Origin of the sequence: Pseudoalteromonas sp. BDTF-M6, from assembly GCF_018334135.1 — a bacterium.
Lineage (GTDB): Bacteria > Pseudomonadota > Gammaproteobacteria > Enterobacterales > Alteromonadaceae > Pseudoalteromonas.
Genome location: NZ_JAGXTQ010000002.1, coordinates 311,379 through 326,557, shown reverse-complemented (window position 1 = coordinate 326,557; position 15,179 = coordinate 311,379). Strand labels below are relative to the sequence as shown.

Sequence of the window (15,179 nt, the reverse complement as noted above, 5' to 3'; positions counted from 1 at the left end):
GGATATATACTCCTACTTTTTACGCTGAGGCGACCAGCTCTTGAGCCGCCTGTAAATCAAATTTCTTCTCGTCTACCTTAAGGTAGCTACGGTTTTCATCACATACCACCGTGGCTTCAAGCACGCCCGGTAGCTCCACCAATTGCGCCGCTAATTGTTGTGCATCCTGTTCGCTGCCAACTGCACTTAGCAAACTGATAATTTTACTACGCGGCGGTACTCGCATTTTTACAGCAATGACGAACCATATTAACCCAACCAAGGCGGCGGCCGCAAACACCATCTCAGGGGTGCCACGCTGAGCCACAAAACCACCCAGAATACCGCCCAAAAAGGCCCCGATAAACTGGGATGATGAGAACACGCCCATGGCCGAACCCTTTTGGTTAGCCGGAGACTGACGCGATACCAGGGCAGGCATGGTCGCCTCTAAAAAGTTAAAGGCGATAAAATACAACACCATACACAGGGCTATCATATAGACAGAGCTGGCTCCAATCACCAAGCCCAGCATACTGGCAATCAACATCAGGATGGCCACCAAAAACAGTGTTTTTTCCTTTTGCTTGGCCACCGCTACTATCATCATAGGCACCATAAGCACAAAAGATAAAATAAACACAGGAATATACAGCTGCCAATGCTGAGCAGCTGGTAAACCGTCTTTAATTAGCTGCGGCGGCAAGGATACAAAAATGGTGGTCAGGGTTAGGTGCAAAAACAACACCCCCAAGTCCAAACGGGCCAGATCCGGATGACGGATCAACTTACCCACATCCGCCAAGGTCACCGAGGTTTCCCCCTTTGGTGCCCGGTTAACCGCACTCGGTACCAGCCACACAACAATGGCCATTCCCACCAGGGCCAGTGCTGCCGTTAACCAAAAAATACCGGAGACACCAAAGCTGGCCGCCACCATGGGACCGAGCAACATGGCTATCGCAAAGCTCATGCCGATGCTCATGCCAATCACCGCCATCACCTTGGGGCGCTGTTCGTCGCGGCTTAAATCGGCGGCCAAGGCCAATAAGGCACTGGCAATAGCACCCATGCCCTGCAGCGCTCGCCCCAGGGTCAGCATATACATGGACTCTGCTAAAGCCGCGATCACTGAGCCCAGGGTGAAGATAATTAATCCGGCAATAATAATGCGTTTACGACCGAAGCGGTCGGATAGCCAGCCCATAGGAATTTGCAGCAGCGCCTGCGTGAGGCCGTAAGCGCCGATGGCAAGCCCGATCCACAAAGGCGAAAAGCCACTGAGATCCTGACCATAAATGGCCAGCACCGGCATCAACATAAAGAGGCCAAGCATACGAAAGGCAAAGACGCTCGCCAGCGACAGCGCGGCGCGCTTTTCAACACTATTTAAATGGGATGCAGACATGACGGATTAATAATCAGCTGATGACAAATACTATCTTGGCCGGCGATGATAGCATAATCGCCCGCCATTAGGACATGCCTGGCAACGAATTTAGCCAGAGCCAAGGCATGAATAAGAGCCGCTTTGCGGCGCCTTAAGTTGCCACCCGGATCATTCAAGAGTGATCCAAATCTCCCGGACTTGCTTATAAGCTAAGCGCGTGTCGGCCAGACGAAAGGACAAGAAAGCGTCGCTAAGTAATGCCAAACTATGCGATACTTACAGGTTAATAAGCAGCTCGGGAAACAGGCGGAGAATGGATAATATCGAAGTTCGCGGTGCACGCACCCATAACCTCAAAAACATCAACCTAACCATACCTCGGGATAAGTTGATCGTCATTACCGGATTATCGGGCTCGGGCAAATCGTCCCTCGCCTTCGACACCCTGTATGCCGAAGGGCAAAGACGATATGTGGAGTCCTTATCGGCCTACGCGCGTCAGTTTTTGTCGCTGATGGAAAAGCCAGATGTGGATCATATCGAAGGCCTGTCGCCGGCTATTTCCATCGAGCAGAAGTCGACTTCCCATAACCCGCGTTCAACCGTGGGCACCATCACCGAGATATACGATTACCTGCGTTTGTTGTTTGCCCGCGTTGGCGAGCCACGCTGTCCAACCCATCACCTGCCGTTGGCGGCGCAAACCATCAGCCAGATGGTGGATCACGTCCTAGCCCTGCCCGAGGGCAGCAAGCTGATGTTGTTGGCACCCGTGGTGAAAAACCGTAAGGGTGAGCATGTTAAGCTGCTTGAGCAACTGGCAGCACAAGGCTATATCCGCGCTCGCATCGATGGTGAAGTCTGTGACCTGTCCGATCCTCCGCCGTTAGAGCTACATAAAAAGCACACCATAGAAGTGGTGGTTGACCGCTTAAAGGTGAAAGAAGGGCAGCAACAACGTTTAGCCGAGTCCTTCGAAACCGCGCTGGAGCTCTCCGGTGGCGTTGCCCAGGTGGCCGCCATGGACGACTCCCTTGAAGAAGAGCTGGTGTTCTCCGCCAACTTTGCCTGCCCAAGCTGCGGCTATGCCATGAGCGAGCTTGAGCCAAGACTATTCTCCTTCAATAACCCGGCCGGTGCCTGTCAAACCTGTGATGGTCTAGGTGTACGCCAGTATTTCGACCCTCACCGTGTGGTGCATAACCCCGAGCTAAGCCTCGCCGGTGGTGCCATTAAGGGCTGGGACAAGCGCAGCTTCTACTATTTCCAAATGCTGCAATCTGTGGCCGAGCATTATCAATTTGATTTGGATACGCCCTTCCAAAATTTAAGTGATGAGGCCAAAAAGGTGGTACTGGAGGGTTCTGGCAAGGACAAGGTCGCCTTCCATTATCGTAACGACCGCGGCGATCTAATCACCCGTAATCATGAATTCGAGGGCGTGCTCAATAATATGCAGCGCCGCTACCATGAAACCGAGTCCAATTCGGTGCGTGAGGAGTTGGCCAAGTATCAAACCTCACAGGCCTGCCCCAGTTGCAGCGGCTCACGCTTACGTCAGGAAGCACGTAACGTCTTTATCGACGAGACTAACCTGCCTAAGGTGACCCTGATGAGCATAGGCCAGGCCTTCGACTATTTCGACAGCCTGGAATTCAGTGGCCAAAAAGCACAGATTGCCGATAAGATCCTTAAAGAAATTCGCGACCGCTTATCCTTCTTAGTCAATGTCGGCCTGAACTATTTATCCCTGGAGCGCAGTGCCGATACCCTCTCCGGGGGCGAAGCCCAGCGTATTCGTCTAGCCAGCCAAATCGGTGCCGGCCTAGTCGGGGTTATGTATGTGTTGGACGAGCCTTCTATCGGCTTGCACCAGCGCGATAACGACCGCCTGCTGCAAACCCTGACGCGCCTGCGCGACCTCGGCAATACAGTACTAGTGGTGGAGCACGATGAAGACGCCATTCGCGCCGCCGACTACATTATCGATATCGGCCCGGGCGCCGGTGTCCATGGCGGCCACGTGGTGGCCGAAGGCTCGCGCGACGACATCATGAATAATCCGGACTCGTTAACCGGCCAATACCTCAGCGGCGTCAAGGAAATCGCCGTGCCCAAGGAGCGCCACCCGACTAACGAGAAATGGCTGGAACTGTTTGGCGCCACCGGCAATAACCTCAAGAATGTCGACTTGCGCATCCCATTCGGCCTGATGACCTGTATTACCGGAGTCTCCGGTTCGGGTAAGTCGACCCTGGTTAATGACACCTTGTTTAAGGTGGCACACACCGAGCTCAACGGCGCCACCGCGGTTGAGCCGGCGCCGCATAAAGAAATTACCGGCCTGGATCATTTCGATAAGGTTATCGATATCGACCAAAGCCCTATCGGCCGTACGCCACGCTCAAACCCGGCCACCTATACGGGTATTTTCACCGCCATACGTGAACTTTTCGCCGGCACTCAAGAGTCACGCTCGCGTGGCTACAAGGTAGGTCGCTTTAGCTTTAACGTTAAGGGCGGACGCTGTGAGGCCTGTCAGGGCGATGGCGTGATCAAGGTGGAAATGCACTTCCTGCCGGATGTGTATGTGCCTTGCGATGTGTGTCAGGGCAAACGCTATAACCGCGAAACTCTGGAAGTCCTCTACAAGGGTAAAAACATCCATCAGGTGCTGGAAATGACGGTGGAAGACGCGCGCGAATTTTTCGATGCCATTCCTGCTATCAATCGTAAGCTGCAAACCCTGATGGATGTGGGCTTGTCCTATATTCGCCTGGGACAGGCGGCAACCACCTTATCCGGCGGTGAGGCGCAGCGTGTGAAACTGGCCCGAGAGCTGTCCAAGCGCGACACGGGTAAAACCCTGTATATCTTGGATGAGCCCACTACCGGCCTGCACTTCCATGATATTCAGCAACTGCTGACGGTATTGCACCGCCTGCGCGACCACGGCAATACCATAGTGGTGATTGAGCATAACCTGGATGTGATCAAAACCGCCGACTGGATTGTTGATTTGGGGCCGGAAGGCGGCAGCGGTGGCGGTGAAATTCTCGTCGCCGGTACCCCGGAAGAGGTAGCTGCGCATGAGCGCTCCCATACCGGGCACTATCTCAAGCCATTGTTGGCAAAATAAGCAATTAGGGGGTAAAGTCTGAATAAATAAAGAAAATATTCAGGCTTATCATGACGGCCCCCTTATTACGCCTCAAAGCAAAAACAGCCCGAAATACGAGAAACCTTAAACTAGGCTTTAAAAAATTTTGGCAAGCATTGACCCTAGCACAACGCCTGTACGCGGTCGCTTTGTTGCTCTCTCCCGTCAGTATCTGGCTGACAACGGCATGCACAGTGGCGGCTTTAACCATTGAGTTCTGGCCGGGCTTTCTTCAGCTTTTTCACTCACTTCCCGGTAAAGCCATTCTCTTACTGTTTTACGGTACCATAGCCAATTTTGTGCTGGCGAATGCAGCTGGCACGGTAAATGAAGTCACCGGCGTGGCGGCAAGCCATTTCGACTATACCCATAACTTTGCTATCTTGCTGTACCTGCCCAGTTGGATGTTAGCGCTTTCGGTTATCGCCTTGCTTCTTCTCCAGCTGGTGCTTCCCCTTTACATCTTGGTGTTACTCTTACTCAGACCTTTCCAGCGCTTTGGCTTGCACTTTTTGGACAGCACGAAACGACCCATTCAAACCGCCATCGCCCGCTTTGTTTTATGTGTTATTGTCACGGCCAACCTAGTGGTAACCTCAGGGGATTTCGACAACGCCGGTGATGTCATAGATCAGGTCAGTGCGAGCTTTGAAAAAGAGATGAGTAAGGAGCAAGAACCCAATGCAGAACAAACACAAGAGGCACCGGCGACCATGCACCTTGAAGCAAACATTGCCGAGCCGGGCAAGGATTCCGACAAATGGATCAAAATCCTGGTTGCCCAGTTTGCCTACAATTGGGAGGCAGACAGCTTCTCGCGCTGCGCGAAAAGCAAAAATAGTAAGGTGGTTGAGCTCAATGATTATGAAATTGTTGAGCTCTTCGAGGATGATCAAGCGCAGTATGGTGTTCGCTTTGAAACAAAACGGTGTGTTTCTCCGGCCTTTCCCGCCACTCCCTAACGCTCTTGCGCCGTCTCGAGATGCTGGCTAAGTTGCGACTTTTCGTCTTCGCTTAAGGCTTGTGACGCTTTGTTTTCGAAGTTATAACGCACCATCACCGTCTTACCCTCGGCACAACACTGCCCATGCTGCCAAGCTTGTTGTTTGATCACAAAAGAGCTGGAGCCGATGCGCTCGATCATGGTTTTCACTTCCACTTCCTGGCCATAGAAAAGCTCGCCCAAAAAGGTCACTTCCACCTTAGCAACAATCAAGCGCCATTGATGTGGATTAAGATCTGGGGTAAAGATTTTAAAAATAGGCGTGCGGGCGGCTTCAAACCACACCGGTAGTACTGTATTGTTAATGTGCCCGAGGACATCCGTTTCACTAAATCTGGGCTGAACTTTTTCAATAAGCATAATAATTCCAATAGGTAAGGTTGCAGTCATGACAGACTTCATTGGCGTTTATGATAACGCGCTTAGTGACACTTTTTGTAGTCAGTTTATCGACCTGTTCGAGCAGAGCCCGCATTTGAAGCAGGGTACCACCTCTGGCGGCATAGATTTAAGTAAAAAAGACAGTAAAGACCTTTACCTCAATGCCCACCCAGAGTACCAGCAGCACTTGCAGCATATTCAGCAGGTCACCGCGCAGCACGTGATGCGTTATGTTGAAGAACATTTGTTTATGATGATTGGCGCCTTTGGCTTACAGGTCTTCCACCCAAAAACCGGTAAACCGGTGGCGCTGAACCAGGACAACTTTGAAGAGGTGGCGAAACCGCAACTGGGTACCTTGATGCAACAGCTGTTTCGTTTAGGCAGTATTCAAGCGCAGAAATACGAGATCAATAAAGGCGGGTATCCTTACTGGCACAGTGAGGTCTATCCACAAACCGGCCATAACGAAGCCTTACACCGCGTCCTGCTGTTTATGTTCTACTTGAACGATGTCAGCGAAGGCGGCGAAACCGAGTTTTACTATCAAAAGCGTAAAATCGCTCCAAAACGCGGCACCATGGTGGTCGCACCGGCCTACTTTACCCATACCCACCGCGGCAACAAACCCTTGTCGAATGACAAGTACATTCTTACCTCTTGGGTGTTGTTTAATCGCGCCGAGCAAATCTACGGCCAACCACAAAAATAACCCATCGCCCAAGATCAAAAAAGGCTGCCTAGGCAGCCTTTTTTGATCTTGGGCGAAGCGCTATGAGCCGAGTAGCTCGCCGAACAGGGTAAATAAGCGATCGATTTCTTCGATGCTGTTGTAGTGCATACAACCGATACGCACCACACCGCCCTTGTCCATTACACCTAATTGCTCACACAAACCCTGGGCATAGAAATTACCGTCCCATACACAGACATGCTGCTTGCCTAAGAACTCGGATACCTGACGTGGCTCTAAGCCGTCAAAGGTAAGGGCAAAGGTCGGCGTACGCTCGGCCAGACGCTCCATATCATCAATACCGAACAGCGAGATCTGTGGAAACTCTTTTAGCCGTGTAAGGAAGTGCTTGCTTAACCCCATTTCGTGCTCTTTGCTGTTGGCAAATGCCGCTTCAAGACGCTGACGACGCGGCAGTTGCGCATCCAGGCCGCTCAGCGAAGCAATATACTCAACGGCGGCAACCACACCGGCCAGGCCTTCGAAGCTTTGCGTGCCCGTCTCCCAACGACCCGGTACTACATCTTTCGCCGGCTCTACCTTGTAGGGGGTGAAGTTTTCCAAATGCTCACGCTTACCGTAAACGATACCCACATGAGGACCGAAGAATTTATAGGCCGAACAAGCAAGGAAATCACAATCCAGCGCCTGCACATCCACCAGCTCATGTGGAGCATAGTGAACCGCATCCACGTACACTAAGGCGCCATGCTGATGCGCCAACTCGATAATACGCTTCACATCATTGATTGAGCCCGTGGTGTTCGACGCATAGGTTACGGCGACCAGCTTGGTATTGGCATTAAGCAATGACTCGAAGTGCGCCATATCCAGGGTGCAATCCGCTTCGTTAATACGTAGCGCATGCACAGTGGCTCCTTTATCCTCGGCGGCCTGACGCCACGAAGACACATTGGAGAAGTGATCCGCATTGGTCACTATGATCTCATCACCGCCCTGCCAGCCGCGTGAGAGTGCACGACTAAAGCTAAAGGTCAGGCTAGTCATATTAGCGCCGAAGACGATTTGCTCCGAGCTAGGGCTGTTAAGCAGGTCAGCAATGGCCTGACGAGCCTCGCTCATCACCGCCACGGTTTTATCGCTGGAGAAAAACGCGCCGCCCAGGTTTGAATTATAAAAACCCAGGTAAGCCGCCATGGCATCTAATACTGATTGGGGTACTTGCGCGCCACCGGGGCCATCAAAAAAGATTGGCGATTCGCCGTTTACTTGCTGCATTAAGGCTGGAAACTGGCTACGTAGAGAGACTAGATTCATCATCATTCCTTACGCAGTCAGCACAAAACAATCAAGGTAGCCGATCTTCGACTCATCCAGCTTATTCATGGGGGTGGCGTTGTGCCACACCTGGCGATCGTCGATAAGTGCGAACATGCCGTCTTTGATTTCCATCTTGAAACACGGCTTGGCTTCTTTGTGCTCATACACCAATAGCTCGCCACCGGCGATGTTTTCATGAGACACACCGCATATACACACATGGTCAAAGCCATCCTGATGAATACCTTCTGGAGCCGGCGGCGTATCGCTGTCGATGGCCAACATACGGAACTGGTGAATTTCGATATCACGATCGGCGTCGATACCTGTCATGGCAATAAACTCGGCCACAATGCGCTTCATGCCTTCGCTGGCGAGCAAGTCTGCGTCGAGGTTTTCGTAGGTACGCTCAACATTGCCCTGGAAGGTATTGATGGAATCATCTTGTACAAAGGCTTTAGTAGGCTGAAGGGTGAGTTCACCCTGTTGCACCTTGATCACTGAATAACGACGCTTACGGAAGGCACCATCGGCATAGGGGTTATCGGGAAGATGGTCGAAAGAAGGCTTTACCGCGTCAATATGAGACTGGTCAATGAAACGAAGTTGCAGAAGGTTCTGGTTATTTAACGAAGTCATAAAGATCCTGCCTTGATAAGAAAATTGGCGGGGATTTTAAGCTATTTCCGTCGCAGGTTTGATTTCATTTAGCGACAATTTTGATATCAATTTGAATAAAAAAACCTTTAAATTTAAGTTAAAAGAATTACACATTAACAATATGAAAAATTACGAAAATCCATATTCTATTTTAACGAATTTTAAACATAAAAAAGCCCGCTAGGTAAGCGGGCTTTTATCACCAATGCTGATTACACGGCTTGCTGGATAATCACGTTATCCGCTTTCTTCGTGTATTGAGGCATCTTGTGGAAGTTCAAGTAACGGTAAGTATCAGCCGCTGTTGCGTTGATCTTCTCCGCGTATTCTTGATATTCCGCAGGTGTAGGTAGCTTACCTAGAATTGCGGCTACCGCTGCAAGCTCGGCAGATGCTAGGAATACGTTTGCACCTGTACCTAGACGGTTAGGGAAGTTACGCGTAGAGGTAGAAACAACCGTTGCCTTATCAGCAACACGTGCCTGGTTACCCATACACAATGAACATCCTGGAGTTTCGATACGCGCGCCTACACGACCGAAGATACCGTAGTAACCTTCGTCGGTAAGTTGGTCTTTATCCATCTTAGTAGGTGGTGCAACCCAAAGTTGGGTTGGTAGACGACCACCGAAGTTGTCTAGCAGCTTACCAGCGGCACGGAAGTGGCCGATGTTAGTCATACATGAACCGATGAATACTTCGTCGATCTTCTCGCCAGTTACGTCTGAAAGAAGACGTGCGTCATCCGGGTCATTAGGAGCACAAAGAATTGGCTCTTTGATTTCCGCCAGGTCAATTTCAATTACGTGCGCGTATTCTGCGTCTTTGTCGGCTTCCATAAGCTCTGGGTTAGCCAACCACTCTTGCATCGCGTTGATACGACGCTCGATAGTACGTACATCACCGTAGCCTTCAGCGATCATCCACTTAAGCATAACGATGTTTGACTCTAGGTACTCAGAGATAGACTCTTTGCTTAGCTTAACGGTACAACCTGCGGCTGAACGCTCGGCAGAGGCATCTGACAGCTCGAACGCTTGCTCAACGGTTAGGTGCTCAACACCTTCGATCTCTAGTACGCGACCAGAGAATTCGTTGATCTTACCCTTCTTCTCAACGGTAAGCAGGCCTTGCTTGATACCGTAGTAAGGAATTGCGTGTACTAGGTCACGTAGGGTGATGCCCGGCTGCATTTCGCCTTTGAAACGTACTAGTACCGACTCTGGCATATCCAGTGGCATAACACCTGTTGCCGCTGCGAATGCAACCGCACCAGAACCCGCTGGGAATGAAATACCTAGAGGGAAGCGAGTATGCGAGTCACCACCTGTACCTACGGTATCAGGAAGAAGCATACGGTTTAGCCATGAGTGGATTACACCGTCACCTGGACGTAGCGATACACCACCACGGTTCATGATGAAATCAGGTAGTGTGTGGTGCGTGTTTACGTCGATAGGCTTAGGATACGCAGACGTGTGACAGAAAGACTGCATAGTTAGGTCAGCAGAGAAGCCAAGACAAGCAAGGTCTTTCAGTTCGTCACGAGTCATAGGACCTGTGGTATCTTGCGAACCAACCGTGGTCATCTTAGGCTCACAGTATTGACCAGGGCGAACGCCAGGCATGTTACATGCTTTACCAACCATCTTCTGAGCCAGGGTGAAGCCCTTACCAGAATCGGTAACAAGAGCAGGCTTACGGAAGATGTCTTCGGCTTCCATACCTAGAGATGCACGTGCTTTGTCTGTTAGACCACGACCGATGATGAGTGGAATACGGCCACCGGCGCGCACTTCATCAAGGATCACGTCTGACTTCATCTTGAACGTAGAGATAACTTCGTCGGTACTGTGACGCTTAACCACACCTTCATACGGGTAGATATCGATTTGATCACCCATATTCATGTCATCAACGTTCAACTCGATAGGTAGTGCACCTGAGTCTTCCATGGTATTGAAGAAAATAGGTGCAATCTTACCGCCTAGACATACACCGCCAACGCGCTTGTTTGGTACGTGAGGAATGTCATCACCCATGAACCAAAGTACCGAGTTAGTCGCCGACTTACGTGATGAACCCGTACCCACAACGTCACCTACATAGGCTAGTGGTAGACCCTTGGTTTTAAGCTCTTCAAGCTGGGCGATTGGACCGATTTCACCGGCTTTATCAGGGTTGATACCATCGCGCTCGTTCTTAAGCATAGCCAGTGCATGCAGTGGGATATCCGGACGAGACCAGGCATCTGGAGCAGGAGAAAGGTCATCTGTATTAGTTTCACCGGTTACCTTGAACACGGTTACAGAGATCTTCTCTGGCACAGCCGGCTTCTCAAGGAACCACTCGGCGTTTGCCCAAGACTCGATGACTTGCTTAGCAAATTCGTTACCCGCTTTGGCTTTTTCTTCTACGTCGTAGAAGGCATCAAACATAAGCAGGGTGTGTGATAGGCCTTTAACGGCGATCGGCGCTAGCTCAGCGTCGTCTAACAGACCAACCATAGGCTCGATGTTGTAACCACCTAGCATGGTGCCAAGTAGCTCTGCCGCTTTTTCTTTATTAATTAGTGGCGACTGCGCTTCACCTTTTGCAACGGCGGCTAGGAAGCCCGCTTTTACATAGGCGGCGTCATCTACGCCAGGCGGTACACGGTTAACAAGAAGGTCTAGGATAAACTCTTCTTCACCGGCAGGTGGATTTTTGATTAATTCGATCAGGTCAGCAGTTTGCTGAGCATCTAATGGTGCAGGCACAATACCTTGGGCTGCACGCTCTTCAACATGTTTACGATATTCTTGAAGCACAATTATGCCCTCTTGGTGACGTGAAAGTAGCAGACTTCGACGCGTCCATACTACTTATAGAATTTTGACACGATAGCAATTATAAAGGCTTTAAAGATAGAAGAAAATTGGCGTCGCCGCCTAGTAGCAAAATAGTCGCTATAAATGGTGTGAATGTAAGAGGCAGGAAAACTATATGCCTGTGAATGTTGAGTAATAATTATTTGCAAAAAGCCCGGCATCCGCCGGGCTTTTCATTATAGGTTGGTAATAACCTACTATTAGTTACGTTTGATGCTTACACGCTCAGTAACTGAGATGTGCGCTTCAACGCGACGGTTTTCAGCGTGAGCTTCTTTGGTGTTTGCAGGGTTAAGCAAACGCTCTTCACCCATACCAACGGTCTCAACACGAGAAGCCGAGATACCATCATTGATTAGTTGCTTAGCAACGCCGTCAGCACGCTTCTTAGAAAGCTTTTTGTTGTAACCGGCATCGCCTACCGCTGAAGCATGGCCTTCAAGTAGTACGTTAGTTTGTGGGTACTTATTCATGAAATCAGCTACTTTCTGGATATCATCCAAGTAACGCTGGTTTACGTCAGAGTTGTCGTGCGGGAAACGCACTAACAAGCTAACCTTGTCACCCTTTTCCATGTAACGAGTACAACCAGACGCATCTACTGCATCTTCCATAGGTGTGTTTGCACACTTATCGTTGGCATCAAGTACGCCGTCTTTGTCCGTGTCTTTTGGCTCTGGCTTAGGAGCAACAACTACCGGTGCTGGCTCTACCTTTTTAGGCTCGGGCTTGTCACCGAAGTGATAGCTAACGCCCAGTTTTAGACCGAAATCTGAATGGTTCTGGTTTAAGCCTTCGTAGTAATTGGCTTCACCGAAAAATGCCCAGTTGTAGCGGAAGTGGCTACGGAAACCGAAACCTAGGTTCGCCGCGTTAAAGTCGTCGTATACGTCAAACTTCTTCGCACCTAGTACACCGTAAAAAGTGTCGTTGAAGTGATACAGTACATCGGCACCGTAACGCTCACCGGTTTTGTGGTTATCTGAATTTTCTTTATCAAGTTCCAGAGCTGCAAATTCTAGACGTGCAGTCCAGTACTCGTTGAAGCGGTAGCCTACTTCGATACCTGAACCGAAAGACTCACCAAGAGCTACATTGGCAGGGGTTGCGCCCTGAATGTTATCCCAGTCAGCCCAGAAGTAATCGGCAAACACACCAATGTGAATACCTTCGTGAGGGTTTTTCTGTTCTTCAGCAACGGCCGCTTGTGATGCCATTGCTAATACGATAGCTGCAGAAAGTGATTTGATTTTCATTGTTTCCATCCCATTTTACGATTATCGATTATGCACATTAAGGCAAGGTCATTTACATGCTTAATGCGCCAAGTAAGGGGTCCATCTTGTGCCTCTTACTTAGTTATATTCCGATGATTCATTAATCTATCAGCCGACATTTCTTGCTTTTATCGCAGGTGCTATACACACCAGGTCTAGATCCGAGCTAACAGGTTCCAACACATCTACATTGTAGACTAATTAAGTAACTTCGCTTCTTAACTTAATCAGGTACGCTATATTAAAGCATTATGTTCCTGAATATAAGATGATTTTAGTATAAAAGTAGTAAAAATCCTGGCACTTTGCAAAGTGCTATTTATGAGCAAAGCCACTTGCCACCGGCCCTGTCCAAGAACTGAGGTTTATTTAACCGCAGCCGTTAAACCTAAGTACCAAATTTGAAAACATGCACCTAACGGAGGTAATAACAGCTAATAACGATTAGACCCGTTTGCCAGGTTTATTCATTAAATGCATTTCGACACATTAGTTTACACGCAAGGTATTCAGGCAGGATAAGGCCCTTGCTAAACCCTTCAGCCCTGGAGTTCGAAAACAAAACTGTAGAAAAAACGCACAAGAATATGGCACTTGTTACTGGACAATTGGGCGCAGCTACCTACAATAGCGGCGCACATACATTAGTAGAGGTTTTCATGCCAGTAATAGAAATCGACGAGTCAGGGTACGATCAGCAATTAACAGAAAAAGAAGAGCGCATTCTTGCCCAATTTTCTCGCTTTGGTGTCAATAAGTTAGAAGTATTTGCCTCGGCCCCGAAACATTACCGGCAACGTGCGGAATTCCGCGTCTGGCACGATGGCGATGACCTTTACCACATTATGTTCGATCAACAGAGCAAAGAAAAAGTGCGCGTTGAGCGCTTCGACCCGGGTGCCGAGCTGATCAATGAGCTAATGAGCGCTATGATCGCCGAGCTCAAAGATAACGAGGTGATGCGCCGTAAGCTGTTCCAAATCGATTATCTAACTACCCTTAGCGGTAACGCTCTGATCAGCCTGCTCTACCACAAGCCGTTAGATGAGCAGTGGCTAGCCGCAGCACAGGAGTTGCAAACCCGACTGCAGCAACGCTTTAATGTCGAGCTTATTGGTCGCGCCCGCAAACAAAAGCAGGTACTGGCCACTGATTACGTGATTGAAGAACTTGAGGTTAATGGTCACAGCTATACCTATCAGCAGGTAGAAAACAGCTTTACCCAACCCAATGCCAAGGTTAATGAGCTTATGTTGGCCTGGGCTCAGGATATCTGCGCCCCCTTGAGCAATGACCTCCTTGAGCTCTACTGTGGAAATGGTAACTTCTCAATCGCCCTGGCAGGTTCGTTTAATCGCGTGCTGGCCACGGAAATTTCCAAGTCATCGGTACACTCGGCGCAATATAATATTGCCGCCAACAAGGTCGAGAACCTGGATATTATCCGTATGAGTAGCGAAGAGTTTACCCAGGCAATGCGTAAGGAACGCACCTTTACCCGCTTGGGCAATATCGACCTGCATAGCTATGACTGCCAAACCATATTGGTCGATCCACCGCGGGCCGGCATGGATGAGCTGACCTGTAAGCTTACCAGCGAGTACGACAATATCATCTATATTTCCTGTAACCCGGAGACCCTGGAACGCGATCTGGAGATACTGACGCAAACCCATGAAATCGCCCGTTTTGCTATTTTTGATCAATTCCCCTACACCCATCATGTGGAATCCGGGGTCTACCTAACACGTAAATAAAGACATAAAAAAAACCGCATCAAGATGCGGTTTTTTTATCATGGGCTGTACTTACTTCTTGGCTAAGAAGTTGATCAGCTCGGCAATATCTTCCGGCTCGGTAACGCCAGAATCACGGCCTAAGATCAAACGATATTTACCGTTTACGATAAAGGTAGGCACGCCTTTAAGGGCACCCTTTTCTTTATAGTATTCTTGATCGCGCTGCATCTTTGAGGCTTTAGTGCGTACCGCAAAGCCTTCAAATAACTTGTCGAACTTTTCGGCATCAACGCCATTGGCCACAAATACGTCTTTCACATCGGCCACTTCATTAAACTTGGAGCGCTTGTTGTGAATATGGTTAAAGATGGCGGCAACCAATAATTCTTTTTCTGGTAAAACACTGGCCGTTGCCAGCGCTTGTGAAAGCATATCCTGGTTTTCCGGGGTGCGGCCACCCATAAAGTTTACATGGCTGCGCTTAAAACTCACGCCTTCGTTAATTTTAGGCTTAACATCTTTAAGCAAGCCCTCGTAGGCGTTACAAGCCGGGCAATAGAAAGAAAAGAACTCTTTTACTTCCGGTTTACGGCTGGCACGCTCGGAGACCACTTCATAATGAGTGCCCTCTTCGAACTGAGCTGCCAATGCTGTCAAAGGTAATGCCAGCACCATTAGGGCTAGGGCGATAAACTTCTTCATACCT

At 49.6% G+C, this 15,179-nt stretch carries 11 protein-coding genes; 4 read left to right on the top strand and 7 right to left on the bottom strand.

The genetic code is table 11. From position 1 onward, the window contains the following. Nucleotides 1-19: 19 nt before the first annotated feature. Nucleotides 20-1,387: an MFS transporter gene (locus KD147_RS05775; RefSeq protein ID WP_212547205.1), complete on the bottom strand. Its 1,368-nt coding sequence runs from the start codon at nt 1,385-1,387 to the stop codon at nt 20-22. A 295-nt stretch (nt 1,388-1,682) separates the two neighbouring features. Between KD147_RS05775 and uvrA the strand changes: the two genes are divergently transcribed. Continuing rightward, nucleotides 1,683-4,508 (top strand): excinuclease ABC subunit UvrA, encoded by a 2,826-nt coding sequence (uvrA, locus tag KD147_RS05770; protein ID WP_105253620.1) that lies wholly within the window; start codon nt 1,683-1,685, stop codon nt 4,506-4,508. Between the two features lie 50 nt (nt 4,509-4,558). After that, entirely contained in the window at nt 4,559-5,491 is a 933-nt protein-coding gene (locus KD147_RS05765; protein WP_212547204.1) for a hypothetical protein, read from the top strand. Here KD147_RS05765 and KD147_RS05760 read toward each other — a convergent pair. After that, complete coding sequence (locus tag KD147_RS05760; protein WP_212547203.1) at nt 5,488-5,892, bottom strand: acyl-CoA thioesterase; 405 nt, start codon at nt 5,890-5,892, stop codon at nt 5,488-5,490. The two genes, KD147_RS05765 and KD147_RS05760, sit on opposite strands and share 4 nt — an antisense overlap. A gap of 28 nt (nt 5,893-5,920) precedes the next feature. On the opposite strand from KD147_RS05760, the gene KD147_RS05755 reads away from it, so the two are divergent. Further along, complete coding sequence (locus KD147_RS05755; protein WP_212547202.1) at nt 5,921-6,625, top strand: 2OG-Fe(II) oxygenase; 705 nt, start codon at nt 5,921-5,923, stop codon at nt 6,623-6,625. A 60-nt stretch (nt 6,626-6,685) separates the two neighbouring features. On the opposite strand, the gene KD147_RS05750 is transcribed toward KD147_RS05755, so the two are convergent. The 4 genes from KD147_RS05750 to KD147_RS05735 all read right to left on the bottom strand — a co-directional run bounded on the left by KD147_RS05750 (nt 6,686) and on the right by KD147_RS05735 (nt 12,713). Further along, nucleotides 6,686-7,924 carry a cysteine desulfurase-like protein gene (locus KD147_RS05750; RefSeq protein ID WP_212547201.1) on the bottom strand — a complete coding sequence of 413 codons (1,239 nt, stop codon included), beginning with the start codon at nt 7,922-7,924 and terminating at the stop codon, nt 6,686-6,688. 9 nt (nt 7,925-7,933) lie between these two features. Next, nucleotides 7,934-8,566 (bottom strand): 2OG-Fe dioxygenase family protein, encoded by a 633-nt coding sequence (locus KD147_RS05745; RefSeq protein ID WP_105253616.1) that lies wholly within the window; start codon nt 8,564-8,566, stop codon nt 7,934-7,936. Nucleotides 8,567-8,799: 233 nt separating this feature from the next. Next, nucleotides 8,800-11,397 (bottom strand): bifunctional aconitate hydratase 2/2-methylisocitrate dehydratase, encoded by a 2,598-nt coding sequence (gene acnB, locus KD147_RS05740; RefSeq protein ID WP_212547200.1) that lies wholly within the window; start codon nt 11,395-11,397, stop codon nt 8,800-8,802. Between the two features lie 260 nt (nt 11,398-11,657). Beyond that, nucleotides 11,658-12,713, bottom strand: coding sequence for an OmpA family protein (locus tag KD147_RS05735; protein WP_212547199.1), 1,056 nt, complete (start codon nt 12,711-12,713; stop codon nt 11,658-11,660). Between the two features lie 680 nt (nt 12,714-13,393). Here KD147_RS05735 and trmA point away from each other — a divergent pair. After that, nucleotides 13,394-14,491: a tRNA (uridine(54)-C5)-methyltransferase TrmA gene (gene trmA, locus KD147_RS05730; protein ID WP_212547198.1), complete on the top strand. Its 1,098-nt coding sequence runs from the start codon at nt 13,394-13,396 to the stop codon at nt 14,489-14,491. Nucleotides 14,492-14,542: 51 nt separating this feature from the next. Here the strand turns inward: trmA and KD147_RS05725 are convergent, their stop codons facing one another. Next, complete coding sequence (locus KD147_RS05725) at nt 14,543-15,175, bottom strand: thiol:disulfide interchange protein DsbA/DsbL (protein ID WP_105253611.1); 633 nt, start codon at nt 15,173-15,175, stop codon at nt 14,543-14,545. Nucleotides 15,176-15,179: the final 4 nt, after the last annotated feature.